The organism is Mobilicoccus pelagius NBRC 104925, from assembly GCF_000247995.1.
Classification (GTDB): domain Bacteria; phylum Actinomycetota; class Actinomycetes; order Actinomycetales; family Dermatophilaceae; genus Mobilicoccus; species Mobilicoccus pelagius.
The window spans coordinates 1-17,808 of sequence record NZ_BAFE01000061.1; the positions used below are offsets into that span (position 1 = coordinate 1).

Below are 17,808 nucleotides of genomic sequence, written 5' to 3' on the forward strand. Positions count from 1 at the left end.
GGGCCTGTTCGATCGGGTCGAGCAGAAGCTCGAACGCGTCGTCAACGGCGCTTTCGCGCGCGCGTTCAAGGCGGAGGTGCAACCCGTCGAGATCGCCTCCGCGATGCGGCGCGCGATGGACGACCGTGCCGCCGTCGTCGGTCACGGACGCACCGTCGTCCCCAACTCGTTCACCATCGAGCTCGCCCCCACCGACTACGAGCGCCTCCACGACTACGAGGACGTGCTCCACACCGAACTCCTCGCCTCCGTCGAGGAGCACGCCGAGTCGCAGGGGTACACCCCCGGCGGTCCCCTCTTCGTCGACTTCGTCGACCGCGACGACCTCGACACGGGCGTCTTCCGCGTCGTCCCCACGAGTTCGCGTGCCCCGCAGCCCGCACCACGCACCCACGCGGGCCCCCACGCGCCGCGCAACGAGATGATCCTCCCGCAGGCCAGCTCCCCCGCTCAGGGCGACGTCGGCCTCGCCGGCAGTGCCGCTGCGGCCGCCACGGCCGCAGCCGCGGGCACCGCCGCCGCCGCACGCGCGGGAGGCCTCCCCGTCGGGGCCCCCGCTCCCGGGTCCGCACCCGGAGCAGCGTCGACCCCCCGACGCGAGGAGGACGAGGAGGCCCGCCGAGCCCGCGAGGCCCAGCGCGCCCGCGACCTCGCCGCCTGGGGCGACGACGAGGACGACGACCCCCGCGCCGGGTACGACGAGGCGGCCGACGACCCCTGGGCCGGCCAGGCCCCCCGCCATCCCGCCCCGGCCACCGCGCGCCATGACACCGTCCCCGCCGGGCCCGCCCCCATCGGACGCCGACCGTGGCTCGAACTCGGCACGGACTCCTACCCGCTCCTCTCCGCCATCACGATCGTCGGCCGGGACCCCTCCGCCGACATCACGCTCGACGACACCGGCGTGAGCCGCCGCCACTGCGAGATCCGCGTCACCCACGACGGCCCCCACCTCCTCGCGAGCATCCGCGACCTCGGCTCCACCAACGGCACCTACCTCAACGGCGAACGTCTCACCACGGCACGCCTCGCCGAGGGCGACCGCATCACCCTCGGCCGCACGAGCCTGGTCGTCCGCCTCGGAGGACGCCGATGAGCGAACTGACCCTCGCCGTCGTACGACTCGGGCTCCTCGCCATCATGTGGCTGTTCGTCTTCAGCATCGTCGGCGTCATCCGGAGCGACCTCTACGGCACCCGCATCGTCCAGAAGGGCGAAGGTGGGCGCCGTCGCGTCCGCCCCACCGAGAACGCGCCCCGCCTCCGCGGCCGTCGTCCGTTCTCCGTCCTCGTCGTCGTCGAGGGCGCCCTCCGCGGCTCCACCGCCCCCCTCAAGGAGTCCGGCGTCCTCCTCGGTCGCAACCCCGAGTGCACCCTCGTCATCGACGACGACTACGCCTCCGGTCGCCACGCCCGCGTCTACGCCGACGACGCCTCCTGGTACGTCGAGGACCTCGGCTCCACCAACGGCACGTTCGTCGACGGCCGCCGCATCACCGAGCCCACCCCCCTCAAGGAGGGCACCCAGCTGCGCATCGGCACCACCGTCCTCGAACTGGGCCGGTGACGATGACGCTCGCGATCGACTACGCGGCACGCACCGACGTCGGGCTCGTGCGCAGCCGCAACGAGGACTCCGGATACGCCGGCCCGCACCTCCTCGCCGTCGCCGACGGCATGGGCGGTCACGCCGGCGGCGACATCGCGTCGTCCCTCGTCATCGCGCGCCTCGCCCCCCTCGACGGCGACAGCCACGGCGCCGACGACGCGCTCGAGATCCTCGCCCGCACCCTCGCGAAGGCCAACGCCTCCCTCGCGAGCGCGATGCAGAAGGAACCCGAACTCAAGGGCATGGGCACGACCCTCTCGGCGCTCATGCGGTGCGGCTCCACCGGACTCGCCCTCGTCCACATCGGCGATTCCCGCGCGTTCCTCCTCCGCGACGGCGCCGTCACGCAGATCACCCGCGACCACTCGTTCGTCCAGAGCCTCGTCGACACGGGCCGCATCACCGAGGAGGAGGCCGAGCACCACCCGCAACGGTCGCTCGTCACCCGTGTCCTCACCGGTGCCCCCGAGGACGAGCCCGACCTGTCCATCCGGCAGGCCCGCCTCGGCGATCGATACCTCATCTGCTCCGACGGCCTCTCGGACTACGTCGGCCGTGACACCATCGCCGAGGTGCTCGGCTCCGGGCTCCCCCCCGACGGCACGACCGCCAAGCTCGTCGACCTCGCGCTCCGGGCCGGCGCCCCCGACAACGTCACCGTCGTCATCGGCGACATCGTCGACGCGACGAGCACCCCTGCGAGCCAGCCGATCATCGTCGGCGCCGTCGCCGACCGGCGCCGCGAGATCGCCGCACCGGCCACCCTCTCCCCGGCCGCCAAGGCCGCAGCGCTCCGCCGCGAGGCACTCGGCACCCCCGACGAGGAGCTCGATGACGACCCCGGCACCCCCGCACGCCCCTGGCTGCGGTGGATCGCCGTCGCCTCCCTCGTCGTCCTCGCCGCCGGGGCCGCCCTCTACGCCGCCTACGACTGGACCCGCAGCCAGTACTTCATCGGCGACAACGGTGCCTACGTCGCCGTCTACCGCGGCATCCCCCAGGACCTCGGGCCGATCCACCTGTCCACGCTCACCGAGGTGACGACCATCCCCCTCACCGACCTGCCATCGTTCGAGCGGAGCGCCGTCGACTCGACGATCTCCGTCGCCGACGAGGCCGAGGCCCGCTCACGCGTCGAGAGCCTCCGTCAGACCGCGCAGGCCTGCCGCCTCCAGCGGAGCCTCGGCACCGCTTGCGGATCGGGGGCCTCGTGACGACCGTCAGCCAGTTCGTGCCCCGCACCCGCCGCAACGTCGAGCTCGCGCTCCTCGTCTTGGCCGTCGCGATCGTCCTCCTCGCGTACGTGGCGGTCGGTCTCGGCGTCGACGGGACCGTCCCCCTCGACCTCGCCACGCACGCCGGCACCCTCCTCGCCATCGCGGTGAGCCTCCACCTCGTGCTCCGGTGGCGGGCGTCCTACGCCGACCCCCTCATGCTCCCGATCGCCGTGCTCCTCAACGGGCTCGGCCTCGTGATGATCCACCGCCTCGACCTCGCCAAGGGCCCCGACAGCGGCATGGCCTCCCGCCAGGTCATGTGGAGCGCCCTCGCCGTGGCCGGCGCGATCGCGGTCCTCGTCCTCCTGCGCGACCACCGCCGCCTCCGCCGGTACACGTACACGATCATGGCTGCGGGCCTGCTGTTCCTCCTGCTGCCCCTCGTGCCGTTCCTCGGCCGCTCCGTCTACGGCGCGCGCATCTGGATCGGCATCGGCCCGTTCTCGTTCCAGCCGGGCGAGGTCGCGAAGATCCTCCTCACGATCTTCTTCGCCGGATACCTCGTCCAGACCCGAGACGCCCTGGCCCTCGTCGGCCGCAAGGTCCTCGGCCTCTCCCTGCCACGCGCCCGCGACCTCGGCCCCATCCTCATCGCGTGGATCGCGAGCCTCCTCGTCCTCGTCCTCGAGCGTGACCTCGGCTCCTCGCTGCTGTTCTTCGGGCTCTTCGTCGCGATGCTCTACGTCGCCACCGAACGACTCAGCTGGATCGCCATCGGCCTCACCCTCTTCGCGGGCGGCTGCTGGCTCGCCTACCTCCTCTTCGACCACGTGCAGCAGCGCGTCATGTTCTGGCTCGACCCCTGGTCGCAGGAGGCCCTCGCGCAGAGCGACCAGCTCGTCCGCGGACTCATGGGCATGGGCGCAGGCGGACTCCTCGGCACCGGTCTCGGGCGCGGCCACCCGTACCTCACGTACTTCGCCGAGTCCGACTTCATCGTCCCCAGCTTCGCCGAGGAGCTCGGCCTCGTCGGCCTCTTCGCGATCCTCGTCCTCTACGGCCTCCTCGTCGAACGGGGCCTGCGCACCGCGCTCGGCACCCGCGACGGGTTCGGCAAGCTCCTCGCCACCGGCCTGTCGTTCTCCATCGCGTTGCAGGTGTTCGTCGTCGTCGGCGGCGTCACCCGCGTCATCCCCCTCACCGGCCTCACGACGCCGTTCCTCTCCCAGGGCGGCTCGTCCCTCCTCGCCAACTGGGCCATCGTCGCGATCCTCCTGCGCATCAGCGACCACGCCCGACGCCCCGTCCCCCCGGCGCGGCCCGTGGCCCCGGCGACGCCCGCCGCAGGACAGCAGACGGTGACGCCGTGAACAACCCGATCCGTCGCCTCGCGCTCGTCATCGCGCTCATGTTCACGTCGTTGCTCCTGGCCTCGACGTGGATCCAGTTCTTCACCGCCGACGACCTCCGCGACAAACCCGGCAACCGTCGCACCCTCCTCGCGACGTACAGCCGCGAACGGGGCCAGATCCTCGTCGGCAACCAGGCCGTCGCCCGCAGCGAGAAGACCGACGACGAGTTCGTCTACCAGCGCAGCTACCCCCAGGGCTCCACCTACAGCCACGTCACGGGCTACCACTCGTTCGTGTACGGCGCAGGTGGCGGCCTGGAGAGCGCCGCAGACAAGCTCCTCACCGGCGACGACCCCCGTCTGTTCTTCCGCCGCCTCGGCGACGTCCTCACCGGCCGTCAGCCGAGCGGCATCAACCTCGAACTCACCATCGACCCGCGTGCCCAGAAGGCCGCCGAGGAGGGCCTCGGCGACCAGCGTGGCGCCGTCGTCGCGCTCGACCCCCGCACCGGCGCGATCCTCGCCCTCGTGAGCCACCCCGAGTACGACCCCAACGCCCTCGCCGGTCATGACAGCAGCGAGGTCCAGCAGGCGTGGAAGCGCCTGGGCGACGACCCGGGACGTCCTCTCGTCGACCGCGCCATCGCCGGCGACACCTACCCGCCCGGATCGGTGTTCAAGGTCGTCACGGCCGCCGCCGCCCTCGAGTCGGGCCGCTACTCCGAGCAGTCCCGCCTCGCCGGGCCCGCACGCCTCCGCCTGCCGCAGACGACGATCGACCTGCCCAACGCCGGCGGTGGCCCCTGCGACGGCGGCACCGTCACCCTCACCCGCGCCCTCGCCAAGTCGTGCAACACCGCCTTCGCGGGCCTCGGCATGGATCTCGGCGCCCAGTCGCTCCGCGACCAGGCCGCCAAGTTCGGGTTCGGTGCCTCGCTCTCCATCCCCATGGCCGTCACCCCCTCCCGCGTCCCCGAGGACATGAACGAGCCGCAGGAGGCGCTCTCCGCCATCGGCCAGTACGACGTCCGCGTCACCCCCCTGCAGGTCGCGATGGTCGCCGCCGCCGTCGGCAACGAGGGCAAGGTCATGCAGCCCTACCTCGTGCGACAGACGCGAGGCTCCGACCTCGCCGTCGTCGACCAGACCCGCCCCACCGAGCTCGGGCGCGCCGTCTCGACCGACACCGCCGCCGCCCTCACCCGGATGATGACCGCCGTCGTCACCGAGGGCACCGGCACCCGCGCCCGCATCGACGGGGTGCGGGTCGCCGGCAAGTCGGGCACCGCCGAACACGGCGAGGGCCGCCCGCCCCACGCCTGGTTCATGTCGTTCGCGCCCGCGGACGATCCGAAGATCGCCGTCGCCGTCGTCGTGGAGGACGGCGGCAATGCCGGTAGTGAAGCGGCCGGAGGACGGGTCTCCGCGCCGATCGCCCGCGACGTGATGAAAGCTGTGATCGCCCCATGAAGTTCCAGACCGGCGCCGTCTTCGGCAACCGCTACACCCTCGGCGAGCGCATCGCGGTCGGAGGGATGGGCGAGGTGTGGGAGGCCACCGACCAGGTGCTCGGCCGCATCGTCGCGATCAAGCTCCTCAGCCCGGCCCTCGCCGACCAGTCGGGCTTCGAGCAACGGTTCCGGGAGGAGGCGCGCAACACCGCCGCGCTCTCCCACCCCAACATCGCCGCGGTCTACGACTACGGCGAGGACGCGGGGGCGAACTGGCTCGTCATGGAGCTCGTCAAGGGCGAGCCCCTCTCCCAGCTCATCTCCGACCAGGGGCCCCTCGGCCCCGAGCGCACGATCTCGGTGATCTCCCAGGCCGCGCACGCCCTCCAGGCGGCGCACGACCGCGGTGTCATCCACCGCGACGTCAAGCCCGCGAACATCCTCGTCAAGCCGAGCGGTGAGGTGAAGCTCACCGACTTCGGCATCTCTCGCGCGACCGACGCCGCCCCCATCACCCGCACCGGCGAGGTCATGGGCACGGCCCAGTACATCTCGCCCGAGCAGGCCACCGGGCAGGCCGTCTCGCCCGCGAGCGACATCTACGCCCTCGGCTGCGTCGCCTACGAGATGCTCACGGGTCGGCGCCCGTTCGACGAGGGATCCCCCGTCGCGACCGCGATGGCGCACGTGACGACCCCGCCACCGCCACTGCCCGACACGGTGCCCCCCGCGCTCGCGCACGTCGTCATGTCGTGCCTCGCGAAGGACCCCGCGAACCGGCCGGCGAGCGCCCGGGCCCTCGCCGACACCCTCCGGGGTGCCCCCACCAGCGGGTTCCCCGTGACGTCGCCGATGGCGGCCGTCACCGAACGTCTCGACCCCTCCTCCACCCGCGTGGCGCCGCGGGCGACACCGCCTCGCGGCCCGCGGCAGGACCCGCGGACCCGTGCCGGCGCATCCGTGCCCGCCGAGGACGAGGAACGCCGCCACGTCAACCCGATGCTGTGGGCGATCCCCCTCATCGTCCTCCTCGCGGCCCTCGCGTTCTTCGCCGCGCGGGCACTCGGCGGTGGCGACGACGACGCACCGAAGCCGGCACCGACGACGGCCACCTCCACGGCGACACCGTCGGAGACCTCCACCTCGGAGGAGACGGCCTCCGAGCCGAGAGCCGACACGTCCGTGCAGGTCACGGCCTCCGACTACGTCGGTCTCACCTACGACGACGCGCAGGTCCGACTCAAGGGCCTCGGCCTCTCGGTGACCCGTGAGGACGTCGAGGACGCCGCCCCCCGCGGCCAGGTCGTCGGCCTCTCCCCGTCCGGCCGCGTCGCCCAGGGCGCGACGATCGCGCTCCGCGTCTCCACCGGCCCGGCGATGACCGAGGAACCGCAGAAGCAGCCGACGTCGGCCCCCTCGGAGAGGACGACGACGGAGGCGCCCGAGCAGCAGCAGCCGGAGAAGACGTCCGAACCCCCCGAGCAGCCTCCTGCGGAGACCGCGACCCCCGAGGCGCCGCCGGTGACGGGCGCCGAAGGCCGACGCGGCCCGGCCGGTGCGGGGGCCGGTGTTCCTCGTGACCCCGCGCCCGCCGCCACCCAGGTCGCCGACGCGGGATCCTCCCACCAGTCCGACACCGTCGAGGAGTGAGCGTGAACGACCAAACGCGCCTGCTGGCCGGGCGGTACGAGATGGGTGAACTCATCGGCCGCGGGGGCATGGCAGACGTCCACCTCGGTTACGACACCCGCCTCGGGCGGGAGGTCGCCATCAAGATCCTCCGCTCCGAGCTCGCCCGTGACCGCTCCTTCCTCATGCGGTTCCGCCGCGAGGCCCAGTCGGCCGCGAGCCTCAACCACCCGAACATCGTCGCGGTCTTCGACTCCGGCGAGGAGTCGGTGAGCGACTTCGGCGGGGCGCCCGTCTCGGTGCCGTTCATCGTCATGGAGTACGTCCGCGGCCGCACGCTGCGCGACGTCCTCGCCGAGGACGGCCCGTTCGACCCCTTCGAGGCCGGCCGGGTCATGGCGCAGGTCCTCCGCGCCCTCGACTACAGCCACGACCACGGCATCATCCACCGCGACATCAAGCCCGCGAACGTGATGATGGGCCAGAACGGCCAGCCCAAGGTGATGGACTTCGGGATCGCACGGGCCATCGCCGACACCGCCGCGACGATGACGAACACGAGCGTGGTCGTCGGGACGGCCCAGTACCTCTCCCCCGAACAGGCGCAGGGGCAGGAGGTCGACGCCCGCTCCGACCTCTACTCTGCCGGGTGCCTGCTCTACGAGCTGATCACGGGTCGGCCGCCGTTCGTCGGTGACAGCCCTGTCGCCATCGCCTACCAGCACGTCGGGGAGCCCCCGCAGCCGCCCTCGGTCCACGCTGCGGCAATCCCCATCTCCCTCGACGTCGTCGCTCTCCACGCCCTCGCGAAGGACCCGGCGGCGCGGTACCAGAGCGGTGGCGCCTTCGCCGACGACCTCGACGCCGTCATCACCGGCGGCCCCACCCTCGCCGCCCGGGAGGCCGTCGCCGACGGCCGCCTCGCCGGACGGAGCGAACCCTGGGACCCGCAGGCGACCGGGTCGACCGCCGTCGTCGTCGACCCGGCTGCGGCCCCGGTGGAGGAGTCTGCCGCCGTGGAGGAGATCGTCGAGGAGGAACCCTCCGGACGGAGACGTCCGCCCCTGTGGGCGATCGTCACGGCCACGCTCGGCGTGCTCGCTCTCGTCCTCGGCCTCCTGTGGAGCCAGGGCGTGTTCGATCGCGAACCCGCGCCGGTCGCCGTCCCCGCCGTCGTGGGCGAGACGCAGAAGAAGGCGACGGCGGCGCTCCAGCAGGCCGGGTTCACCGTCCAGAGCCAGTCGGTGCGCAACAAGGCCAAGGCGGGCCTCGTCGTCGAGCAGCGGCCCGGGGCGCAGAGCATGCAGCCGCCCGGCTCCACGGTGACGCTCCACGTGTCGAGCGGTCCGGGCGCCGTGACCGTACCCAACCTCGCCAACTACGACCCGCAGTCGGCGTTCACCAAGCTCACCGGTCTGGGACTCGCCCCCGGCGACATCGTCACCGTCGACAGCGCGTCCGTCGATCAGGGCAAGGTCGTGTCCACCGACCCCGAGGCAGGCAAGAAGGTCACCCTCGGCTCGGCCGTCGCGCTCAAGGTGAGCTCCGGCAAGATCACGATGCCCGGCATCGTCGGCATGTCCCGCTCGAACGCGATCGAGAAACTCGCCCGGGCGGGTCTGCGGGGCGAGCCGGTCCAGGTGCAGAGCACCCGCCGTACGGGAACGGTCGTGTCGCAGGCCTACCCGAAGGGGATGAAGGTGCCGGTGGGCTCGGTCGTGCAGATCTCCGTCGCCGCGCCGATGCCCCGTCCGTCCGCGTCGACGACGACGGTGACGGCCACCCCGGACGAACCGCGTCCGACGCGGTCGACGGAGGAACCGAAGCCTTCCGACACGGCCACCACGACGGACGAGGAGACCCCCGCCGACCCGGAGACGACCACCCCTTCGGGGGAGGAGGTTTCCCCGCAGGGGGGGTGACCCCCCGCCACGGTCACCGCACGGCGCCGTCGTCACTCCCGGTGGGTGAGGAGGGGGCCGAGGCCTACCGATGCGGGCACCGCGTCCTCGTCCCCGCACATCTCGAGCCACGTCGCGAGCATCCGGTGACCGCCCTCGGTGAGGACGCTCTCGGGATGGAACTGGACGCCGTGCAGCGGAAGGTCGCGGTGCCGGATCCCCTGGACGATCCGGCCGCTCGGTGACTCGACCCAGGCGTTCGCGACGAGTTCGGGCGGCAACGTGCCGTCCTCGATCGCGAGCGAGTGGTATCGGGTCGCGACGAACGGATCGGGCAGCCCGGCGAGGATCCCCGTGCCGTCGTGGGAGATCGGTGACGTCTTGCCGTGGAGGAGTTCGGGCGCACGCCCGACGACGGCTCCGTACACGGCCGCGAGCGCCTGGTGGCCGAGGCACACGCCGAGCATCGGCACCTCCTGCTCGCCGCAGGCGCGTACGACGTCCATGGACGCGCCCGCCTCCTCGGGTGCCCCCGGACCAGGGGAGACGAGGACCCCGTCGTACTCCGCCACGACGGAGACGTCGACGGCGTCGTTGCGGTGCACGTCGCACTCCGCGCCGAGGCTGCGGAGGTAGCCGACGATCGTGAACACGAAGCTGTCGTAGTTGTCGACGACGAGGATGCGGCTCATGGGGTCCTCACGGGAGGGGCGGGCGGGGGACGTCGACGGTGGTGTCGGCGGGGTGGTCAGGGCCGACCGGACGGGGTGCGGACGGCCGTCGGGGACGCCGTGCCACCCGTGACCGGCCGGGCGTGGACGGGGCGGACGGTACCGGTCGAGGGCCCGAACGTCACCTCGAGGGTCTCGACGCGGTAGCCCAGGCCGAGCCGGTTGACGTAGTCGCGGTAGACGGCCACGGCGGGGTCGGCGTCGAGTCCGGCCCGGAGCGCCTTCTGGTCGCCGATGGCGGTGACGACGAACGGTGGCGAGTACACGCGCCCGCCGAGGATGAGGGTGTTGCCGACGCACCGCACGGCGCTCGTGGAGAGGACGCGCTGGTCCTGGATCGTCATCGCTTCCGCGCCCGCGGCCCACAGGGCGTTGACGACGGCCTGGACGTCCTGCTGGTGGACGACGACGTCGTCGACGCTCACGCCCTCGGGGAGCGAGGCGGCGTCGAGGCCGGCGTCGTCGAGGGTGACCCGCACGGCGGGCCCGTGCACAGGCGTGAGACCGGCCCGCTCCTCGAGCTCCTCCTCCTGCTCCCGCAACGTCCGCAGCGTCGCACCGCCGGGCAGTGCCTGCTCCTGAGCGGCGATCTCGCGGCGGAGGACGTCGTTGCGGTGGGCGTCACGGGCGACCTCGGCCTCCCGGGCGTGGATGAGGGCCGGCAGGTCGGGGCGGTCACCACGCAGGTCGGTGCCGCGCGCCGTGGTGGCGCTCGTCGCGAAGAGGAGACCGGCCGCACCGGTGACGAGGGGCACGATCCAGGTCCACACCGAACGGGGGCACGGGGTCATCGATGTCCTCTCCGGCGCCGGGGCGCGCGTGGGGTGGGCGGTCGGTCGAGGGCGGGTCGTGGGTCCGCCGCGTGGATCGGTCGGTCGGGCGGCGGCGACCCGTGGGGCGGCATGGCGATGCCTCGTCCGCACAGTATGAGGCCCTACCCTGGATCGACGGGCGGGGCGTGGCCGCCTCCGCCGCACCGGATGTCGAGACGCCAGGAGACGCACGTGCCTTCCAGCAAGATGCCGAAGAAGTCCACCGACGGCGCGACGACCGTCCCCGTCGACGTGGGCCCGAAGCCCAACCCGTCCTGGTACGTGCCGGTGATGGTCGGGCTCATGGTGCTCGGACTGTTGTGGATCGTCGTGTTCTACCTCACCGCCGGCACGTTCCCGGTGCAACCCTGGGGGAACTGGAACCTCGCCGCCGGGTTCGGACTCATCATCGCGGGCTTCCTCATGACGACGAACTGGCGCTGACCGGAGTTATCCACCGGTCGAACGGTCGCCCTCCCCGTGGGGAGTGGCGGCCGTTCACATGTCCGGGGGCTTGTCCCCAGGGTGTCCCCAACATGTCCCCATGGTTATCCACAGGGTTATCCCCACTTGGGGATGAATGACAACGGTGTAATCACCCGGTGTCAGCCTGGTCGATCGGCCACGGGTCGTCACCCGACGACGGCCGTCATGGAGAGCACGTAGTGGATCGCCTCGAGGTTGGCGACGTACTTGGCGGCGGCGAGCGCGAGCAGGACGAGCCCGATCCCCGCGAGGGCGGGCCACGTCCATCGGCGACGTGTCGGCGGAGCGGTCGCGAGGACGACCGCGGCCACGACGAGCCCGACGACCGCCCCACCGAGGTGGGCCTGCCAAGCGATGTTGCGGTAGACGAGCGGCAGCGCGGCGTTGATCGCGAGCAGGACGACCATGCCGGTGACGGATGCGCCCGACCGGCGGAGGACGAGGAACGCGGCGGTGAAGAGGCCGAACACCGCGCCGGAGGCGCCGACCATCCCCTGGAACCACGCCATGACCGACGCCTGGTCGACGGCGTCGAGATGCGGGGCGAGGAGCAGGCAGCCGACCGAGCCGCCGAGGGCGCTGAGCAGGTACAACGCGGTGTAGCGGGCGCGTCCGAGGGCGGGTTCGAGGAACTGGCCCATCGCGTACAGCGACATCATGTTGAAGAGCAGGTGGGAGATGCTGTCGGGGCTGTGGAGGAACGCGGCGGTGAGGAACCGCCACGGCTCGACGAACCCCGCGACGGGGGCGAAGTCACCGGCGGTGATGACGCGGGGGTCGAATCGCTGCCAGAGGTAGACGACGACGCAGAGCGTGGCGATCGTGTACGTGACGACGGGACGCGGCGGCCGCACGGGGACGGCGGCTCCCGCCGGCGAGGACGCGAGGGAGGACGCGCCGGTACCGGCCGTCGTCTCCCACGCACCGACGTCCCGCCCGCCCTGCCACGGCGGGTTGACCCCGGGTGGCGGCCCGGACGGTCCGGGCGCGCCGGGGGCGTCGACCGGCTCGACGGCGTCGGTCCCACCGGGGCGGCCCGCGCCGACGCAGTCGACGCAGTCGAAACCGCCGCCGCTCGGGCGTTGGCAGTCGGGGCAGGCCGGTCGTCCACAGCCCCGGCAGCGCAGGTGACTCACGCGCTCGGGGTGGCGCGGGCACACGGGGGCGTCGGGGTCGGCGGGCCGGGTCGGGTCCACGGGCTTGTCGTCCACGCCTCCCAGTGTCGGCGATGAACGGCCCCCACGCCGCAGGCGCGACGCCGGCACGATGCGGCCGCGATGCACGGCCCCCCCGCCGCGGCGTCCGCAGGGACGTTCGCGGGAACGACGAGGGGCCCGGCCGGATGTGTCCGGCCGGGCCCCTCGAGCAGAGGTCGGTTCTTCCTGCCCTCCTGGGAGAGGTCAGGGGTGGGAGGTCACTTCTCGACGCTGACCTTCTCGATGACGACGTCCTCGACCGGACGGTCCATGCGGTCGGTGGGGACGGCGGCGATGGCGTCGACGACCTCACGGCTCGGAGCGTCGGCGACCTCGCCGAAGATCGTGTGCTTGCCCTGCAGGTGCGGCGTCGGCGCGACCGTGATGAAGAACTGCGACCCGTTGGTGCCGCGGCCGCCGCGCTTGCCGGCGTTCGCCATGGCGAGCAGGTACGGCTTGGAGTAGGTGAGGTCGGGGGAGATCTCGTCGTCGAACATGTAGCCCGGGCCACCGGTGCCGCGGCCGAGCGGGCAGCCGCCCTGGATCATGAAGCCGGAGATGACGCGGTGGAAGACGAGCCCGTCGTAGAACGGGGTCGGGTCGGTGCGGCCCGCGTCGTCCTTGTACTCCTTCTCGCCCGTGGCGAGGCCGACGAAGCTCTCGACGGTCTTGGGAGCCTGGTCGGGGAAGAGGGTGATGTTGATGTCGCCCTTGTTCGTGTGCAGCGTCACGTTCATGGGGACATCCTCGCAGATCCCGCGCGGACCGCCCGTGCGGCCTGCGGGGACACCGTCCGTACACGTCCGGCCGGCACGGGGCGTGGGAACGTCCGGGGTGCGCCGTTCGTCCTCTTCTCCCCCCCACGTTGGGCACGAACCGGCGTGACGGGGCAGGATGGGGTACGGACCGGTAGTCACGCCAAGGAGGATCAGTGTTCGAGCGCAAGAAGAAGAAGATCGAGGTTCCCACCATCGAGACGCGCACCGTGACCGTGCCGACGGCGCAGGGCCTGAAGAGCATGATCACCCCGGCCGTCACCGCCGCGAAGGAGTACACGCAGGAGGCCGCGCACCAGGCCGGCGAGTACATCGACCAGGTCAAGCCCTACATCGAGCAGGGCCGTGAGCTCGCCGAGAAGCAGGCCGAGCAGGCCAAGAAGCAGGCCGAGCAGGCGAAGAAGCAGGTGGAGAACCACGACGGTCTCACCGAGTTCCTCGCCTCCGGCGCCGCTGCCCGCGAGATCGCCTCGCAGCGCACCCGTGACGCCGCCCTCGTCCTCAAGGGCGAGGCGAAGGCCGAGCCGGTGAAGAAGGGTGGCTTCGCCAAGGTCGTCGTCAACCTCGGTGTCCTCACCGTCGTCGGCGCCCTCGCCGCCGTCGTCGCGCAGAAGCTCCGTCAGCCGAAGGACGACCCGTGGGCGCGTCCGCTCACCGACCCCTACGTCGCCCCCGCCGCGGGCCGTGACTCCTCCACCGCCGGTGGCACGGGCGTCAAGGTGACCGACGTCAAGGCGACCGGCACGCCCGCCACGGGCGTCAAGGTCGACGACGCCCCCGCGGGCGACAAGGAGATCCGCCAGGTCTCCGACGTCGACGCCGCCCCCGGCGAGGCCGAGATCACCCCCGTCGAGGGCCAGGTGCCCACGACGGACCACAAGAACTGAGTCCAGCGGAGCCCCGCTCCCCGCGACACGACGGCGGCCCCGTCCTCCTCGGAGGGCGGGGCCGCCGTGTGTCCGCGGCTGTCGGCGCCGGTGCGTCGGCGATGAGCAGGCGCGTCAGCGTTCGTGGACGGTGATGTCGAAGGCGTACTGGTCGGCCCGATAGCAGTGGTCGCCGAACTCGACGGCGACGCCGGCGGCGTCGTAGGCGCGACGCGTCATCGTGAGGACGGGGTCCCCCTTGGCGAGGCCGAGGTGGCGGCGTTCGCGGGCGGTCGCGCCTCGGGCACCGATGGTCTGGTGGGCGACGACGGGGTGGCGCCCCCGGGCGCGGAGGATCGCGTAGAGGCCCCCGCCGGCGAGCCGCTCGGAGGTGAGGTCCCCGTACTCGGGCGGGAGCCAGTTGCGGAGGATCGCGAGGGGGCCGTTCTCGGCGGAGCGGAGGCGTTCGAGGTAGACGAGCGGGGTGTCCGGGGCGAGTCCGAGGGCACCTGCGGCGCGCTCGTCGACGGCGTCGGTGCGCAGCTCGAGGACCTCCGTCGAGGGGGTGCGGCCGCTGCGGACGAGGTCCTCGTAGAGGCTCGTGAGTTCGTCGCGGCGGTGGACGACCTGGTTGGCCACCGTCGTGCCGATGCCGCGACGGCGGATGAGCAGTCCCCGGGAGACGAGCTCGGAGATGGCCCGCCGCACCGTGGGCCGGGAGAGCTGGAGCCGTTCGGCGAGGGCGAGCTCGTTCTCGAAGTGGTCCCCGGGCTTGAGGGTGCCGTCCTCGACCATCCGGGTGAGCTGCTCGGCAAGCTGGTGGTACAGCGGCACGGGGCTCGTGCGGTCGATGACGACGGGCAGTTCCACAGGCATGTCAAGAGGTTAACCCAACCTGTCATACAGGTGGGCATGACAGCACCGTGGCAATTTGTTCTGACAAACTGTTGACAGCTCGTCTCCGCATGTACCAGGGTGGGTTCCGTCACCACGGACCCACGCGAAGGAGCGCCATGTCCACCGACCTCGCCGCCATCGGGCGGATCGGCATCGACATCTACCCCCTCCAATCGGGGGTGGGTCTCGAGGACGTCGAGACGTTCGGCAAGTTCCTCGGCGGGAGCGCGACCAACGTCACCGTCGCCGCTTCCCGACTCGGGCACTCGGCGGCGATCGTCTCCCGCACCGGGGACGACCCCTTCGGTCGGTTCATCCACCGCGCACTGCGGGACTTCGGGGTCGACGACAGCCACGTCCGCAGCGTCCCCGAGCTGCCGACCCCGGTGACCTTCTGCGAGATCTTCCCGCCGGACGACTTCCCGCTGTACTTCTACCGCAACCCGACGGCGCCCGACCTCGTCATCCACCCCGAGGAGATCCCCGAGGATCTCGTGCGCGACGCCCGCGTCTTCTGGACGACGGTGACCGGCCTCTCGGAGGAGCCGAGCCGTTCCGCCCACCACCGGGCCTGGGAGCTGCGCGGACGCCGCACCCACACCGTCATCGACCTCGACTACCGGCCGATGTTCTGGGAGACGGAGGAGGAGGCGACCGCCGCGGTCGAGGCGGCACTGCCGCACTGCACCGTCGCCGTGGGCAACAGGGAGGAGTGCCGCATCGCCGTCGGCGAGGAGGACCCCCAGCGGGCGGCGGACGCCCTCCTCGAACGCGGCATCGAGATCGCCATCGTCAAGCAGGGCCCCAAGGGTGTGCTCGCGGCCACGGCCGACGAGCGCGTCGAGGTCCCCCCGATCCTCGTCGACGTGGTCAACGGACTCGGCGCCGGGGACGCGTTCGGCGGCGCCCTCTGCCACGGTCTCCTCTCCGGCTGGGATCTCCGTCGGATGCTGCGCTTCGCCAACGCCGCGGGCGCCCTCGTCGCCTCCCGCCTCGAGTGCTCGTCGGCGATGCCGACGGAGGACGAGGTCGAGGAGCTCGTCTCACGGTCGGAGGCACAGTCATGAGCACCGTGCCCCCGGCCGTCGACCTGCCGGACCTCGACGTCGCCGCCCTCACGCGACTGCGTCAGACGCACCCCGAGCTCCTCGCCGAGCGGTGGGCGGCGCGTCGTCGCCGCCACCTCGGCACGAACGACGGCCGGATGCTCCTCGTCGCCGCCGACCACCCCGCCCGGGGCGCCCTCGGCGTCCGCGACGAGCCGATGGCGATGGCCTCGCGCGGCGACCTGCTGCGGCGGCTCGCGGCCGCGCTCTCCCGCCCCGGCGTGGACGGGGTCCTCGGCACCCCGGACGTCCTCGAGGACCTGCTCCTCCTCGGCCTCCTCGACGACAAGATCGTCGTCGGGTCGATGAACCGGGGCGGCATCGCGGGCGCCTCGTTCGAACTCGACGATCGGTTCACCGGCTACGACGCCCCTGCGCTCGCCGCGGCGGGGATCGACGGCGGCAAGATGCTGCTCCGCATCGCTCTCGACGACCCCGCGACTGCCCCGACCATGCAGGCGTGCGCCCACGCCGTCTCCGACCTCGCCGCCCACCGCCTCATGGCAATGGTCGAACCGTTCCTGTCGGGACACGACCGGCAGGGACGCGTGGGCAACCTCCTCGACACCGAGTCGGTGATCCACTCCGTCCACGTCGCCGCCGGCCTCGGCACGACGAGCGCCTACACGTGGCTCAAGCTTCCCGTCGTCGACGACATGACGCGCGTGCTCGACGCGACGACGCTGCCGACGCTCTTGCTCGGCGGCGACCCCACGGACGCCCCCGACGCCGTGTACGCACGGTGGGGAGAGGCCCTCGCCCACCCCGTCGCCCGTGGTCTCGTCGTCGGCCGCACCCTCCTCTACCCGCCCGACGGTCGCGTCGCCGACGCGGTCGACGCGGCCGCCGCCCTCGTCCACCACACGTGAGGATTCCCATGACCGACTGGTTCAAGCCCTCCGGCACGACCACCTCCGACGGCTTCGGCGTCGTCGCGATCCGTCCCGGCGGTGAGGAGTGGTCCCACACCGGCCTCCTCGTCGCCGACCTCGCCGACGGCGAGTCCCGCACGGTGAGCACAGGCGAGTGCGAGTACATCGTCCTGCCCCTCTCGGGCGCGGCTCATGTCACCGTCACGGCGGGCGCGGAGACCCACGAGTTCGACCTCGCGGGGCGCGCCGACGTCTTCAGCGGCCCGTCCGACCTCGTCTACGTGCCGCGGGACGCGGAGGTCACCGTCACATCCGCCGGTGGGGGTCGGTACGCGTGGCCGTTCGCGACGGCCCGTCGGGCGTTCCCCGTCGCCCACGTCGCCGCCGCCGACGTGCCCGTCGAGCTCCGCGGCGCCGGCCAGGCGAGCCGTCAGGTGCAGAACTTCGGCACCCCCGGCACCGTCGAGGCCGATTCGATCATCGCGTGCGAGGTCATCACCCCCGCCGGCAACTGGAGCTCCTACCCGCCGCACAAGCACGACGAGGAGCGCCCGGGGCAGGAGTCGAGCCTCGAGGAGATCTACTACTTCGAGATGCGCGCCGAGGACGGCGCGCCCGAAGGCGCCGACCCGATGGGCTACCAGCGGGTCTACGGCACCGACGACCGGCCGATCGACGTCCTCGCCGAGGTCCGCAGCGGCGACACCGTCCTCGTCCCCCACGGCTGGCACGGGCCCGCGATGGCCCCCACCGGCTACGACATGTACTACCTCAACGTCATGGCCGGGCCGGGCGAGGAGCGCGTCTGGCTCATCTGCGACGACCCCGCCCACGGCTGGGTGCGCGACGCCTGGGCGAGCCAGGACGTCGACCCCCGCCTCCCGCTCCACGAGAAGCACTGACGCGCCG

At 72.4% G+C, this 17,808-nt stretch carries 17 protein-coding genes; 12 read left to right on the top strand and 5 right to left on the bottom strand.

What is annotated here, in order from left to right; translation table 11 throughout:
* The 7 genes from MOPEL_RS18530 to pknB all read left to right on the top strand — a co-directional run.
* Window positions 1-1,096, top strand: a 1,096-nt coding sequence (locus MOPEL_RS18530) for an FHA domain-containing protein (RefSeq protein WP_009482694.1), incomplete at its 5' end; no start/stop codon positions are given.
* Window positions 1,093-1,566 carry an FHA domain-containing protein FhaB/FipA gene (locus MOPEL_RS09565; protein ID WP_009482695.1) on the top strand — a complete coding sequence of 158 codons (474 nt, stop codon included), beginning with the start codon at window positions 1,093-1,095 and terminating at the stop codon, window positions 1,564-1,566. The genes MOPEL_RS18530 and MOPEL_RS09565, both read left to right, overlap by 4 nt.
* Before the next feature lie 2 nt (window positions 1,567-1,568).
* A complete protein-coding gene (locus tag MOPEL_RS09570; protein ID WP_009482696.1) occupies window positions 1,569-2,822 on the top strand; it encodes a PP2C family protein-serine/threonine phosphatase in 1,254 nt (417 codons plus the stop codon).
* Complete coding sequence (locus MOPEL_RS09575; RefSeq protein WP_040633876.1) at window positions 2,819-4,195, top strand: FtsW/RodA/SpoVE family cell cycle protein; 1,377 nt, start codon at window positions 2,819-2,821, stop codon at window positions 4,193-4,195. Before MOPEL_RS09570 ends, MOPEL_RS09575 begins: the two co-directional genes overlap by 4 nt.
* Entirely contained in the window at window positions 4,192-5,646 is a 1,455-nt protein-coding gene (locus tag MOPEL_RS09580) for a peptidoglycan D,D-transpeptidase FtsI family protein (protein ID WP_009482698.1), read from the top strand. Before MOPEL_RS09575 ends, MOPEL_RS09580 begins: the two co-directional genes overlap by 4 nt.
* Window positions 5,643-7,277 (top strand): protein kinase domain-containing protein, encoded by a 1,635-nt coding sequence (locus tag MOPEL_RS09585; protein WP_009482699.1) that lies wholly within the window; start codon window positions 5,643-5,645, stop codon window positions 7,275-7,277. The genes MOPEL_RS09580 and MOPEL_RS09585 overlap by 4 nt, the downstream gene beginning before the upstream one ends.
* A gap of 2 nt (window positions 7,278-7,279) precedes the next feature.
* Entirely contained in the window at window positions 7,280-9,178 is a 1,899-nt protein-coding gene (gene pknB, locus MOPEL_RS09590; RefSeq protein ID WP_009482700.1) for a Stk1 family PASTA domain-containing Ser/Thr kinase, read from the top strand.
* 32 nt (window positions 9,179-9,210) lie between these two features.
* On the opposite strand, the gene MOPEL_RS09595 is transcribed toward pknB, so the two are convergent.
* On the bottom strand, window positions 9,211-9,849 hold the full coding sequence (locus MOPEL_RS09595) for an aminodeoxychorismate/anthranilate synthase component II (RefSeq protein ID WP_009482701.1): 639 nt from the start codon (window positions 9,847-9,849) through the stop codon (window positions 9,211-9,213).
* 56 nt (window positions 9,850-9,905) lie between these two features.
* Entirely contained in the window at window positions 9,906-10,679 is a 774-nt protein-coding gene (locus tag MOPEL_RS09600) for a DUF881 domain-containing protein (protein WP_009482702.1), read from the bottom strand.
* Between the two features lie 213 nt (window positions 10,680-10,892).
* Between MOPEL_RS09600 and MOPEL_RS09605 the strand changes: the two genes are divergently transcribed.
* Window positions 10,893-11,144: a cell division protein CrgA gene (locus tag MOPEL_RS09605; RefSeq protein ID WP_009482703.1), complete on the top strand. Its 252-nt coding sequence runs from the start codon at window positions 10,893-10,895 to the stop codon at window positions 11,142-11,144.
* A 188-nt stretch (window positions 11,145-11,332) separates the two neighbouring features.
* Here the strand turns inward: MOPEL_RS09605 and MOPEL_RS09610 are convergent, their stop codons facing one another.
* Entirely contained in the window at window positions 11,333-12,397 is a 1,065-nt protein-coding gene (locus tag MOPEL_RS09610; protein WP_009482704.1) for a rhomboid family intramembrane serine protease, read from the bottom strand.
* A 203-nt stretch (window positions 12,398-12,600) separates the two neighbouring features.
* Complete coding sequence (locus tag MOPEL_RS09615; protein WP_009482705.1) at window positions 12,601-13,119, bottom strand: peptidylprolyl isomerase; 519 nt, start codon at window positions 13,117-13,119, stop codon at window positions 12,601-12,603.
* Between the two features lie 194 nt (window positions 13,120-13,313).
* Here MOPEL_RS09615 and MOPEL_RS09620 point away from each other — a divergent pair, with 194 nt between their 5' ends.
* A complete protein-coding gene (locus tag MOPEL_RS09620) occupies window positions 13,314-14,045 on the top strand; it encodes a hypothetical protein (protein WP_009482706.1) in 732 nt (243 codons plus the stop codon).
* Between the two features lie 114 nt (window positions 14,046-14,159).
* Here MOPEL_RS09620 and MOPEL_RS09625 read toward each other — a convergent pair whose 3' ends face one another.
* The gene (locus MOPEL_RS09625; RefSeq protein WP_009482707.1) at window positions 14,160-14,900 is read right to left on the bottom strand and encodes a GntR family transcriptional regulator; all 741 of its coding nucleotides are present in this window, start codon (window positions 14,898-14,900) and stop codon (window positions 14,160-14,162) included.
* A gap of 137 nt (window positions 14,901-15,037) precedes the next feature.
* Between MOPEL_RS09625 and iolC the strand changes: the two genes are divergently transcribed.
* Genes iolC through iolB form a run of 3 tightly spaced genes read left to right on the top strand, consistent with a single transcriptional unit; the run spans window position 15,038 to window position 17,801 of the window.
* On the top strand, window positions 15,038-15,988 hold the full coding sequence (gene iolC, locus MOPEL_RS09630) for a 5-dehydro-2-deoxygluconokinase (RefSeq protein ID WP_009482708.1): 951 nt from the start codon (window positions 15,038-15,040) through the stop codon (window positions 15,986-15,988).
* Window positions 15,985-16,896, top strand: a complete 912-nt coding sequence (locus MOPEL_RS09635) for a Cgl0159 family (beta/alpha)8-fold protein (protein ID WP_009482709.1) — start codon at window positions 15,985-15,987, stop codon at window positions 16,894-16,896. The genes iolC and MOPEL_RS09635 overlap by 4 nt, the downstream gene beginning before the upstream one ends.
* Before the next feature lie 8 nt (window positions 16,897-16,904).
* Entirely contained in the window at window positions 16,905-17,801 is an 897-nt protein-coding gene (gene iolB / locus MOPEL_RS09640) for a 5-deoxy-glucuronate isomerase (protein WP_009482710.1), read from the top strand.
* Window positions 17,802-17,808: the final 7 nt, after the last annotated feature.

What these genes read in the sequence shown, in the direction of transcription:
- MOPEL_RS09570 (WP_009482696.1), top strand. Translation starts at nt 1,569, where the DNA reads ATGACGCTCGCGATCGACTACGCGGCACGCACCGACGTCGGGCTCGTG.
- MOPEL_RS09600 (WP_009482702.1), bottom strand. Translation starts at nt 10,679, where the DNA reads ATGACCCCGTGCCCCCGTTCGGTGTGGACCTGGATCGTGCCCCTCGTC.
- iolC (WP_009482708.1), top strand. Translation starts at nt 15,038, where the DNA reads ATGTCCACCGACCTCGCCGCCATCGGGCGGATCGGCATCGACATCTAC.
- MOPEL_RS09615 (WP_009482705.1), bottom strand. Translation starts at nt 13,119, where the DNA reads ATGAACGTGACGCTGCACACGAACAAGGGCGACATCAACATCACCCTC.
- MOPEL_RS09635 (WP_009482709.1), top strand. Translation starts at nt 15,985, where the DNA reads ATGAGCACCGTGCCCCCGGCCGTCGACCTGCCGGACCTCGACGTCGCC.
- MOPEL_RS09595 (WP_009482701.1), bottom strand. Translation starts at nt 9,849, where the DNA reads ATGAGCCGCATCCTCGTCGTCGACAACTACGACAGCTTCGTGTTCACG.
- iolB (WP_009482710.1), top strand. Translation starts at nt 16,905, where the DNA reads ATGACCGACTGGTTCAAGCCCTCCGGCACGACCACCTCCGACGGCTTC.
- MOPEL_RS09565 (WP_009482695.1), top strand. Translation starts at nt 1,093, where the DNA reads ATGAGCGAACTGACCCTCGCCGTCGTACGACTCGGGCTCCTCGCCATC.
- MOPEL_RS09625 (WP_009482707.1), bottom strand. Translation starts at nt 14,900, where the DNA reads ATGCCTGTGGAACTGCCCGTCGTCATCGACCGCACGAGCCCCGTGCCG.
- MOPEL_RS09585 (WP_009482699.1), top strand. Translation starts at nt 5,643, where the DNA reads ATGAAGTTCCAGACCGGCGCCGTCTTCGGCAACCGCTACACCCTCGGC.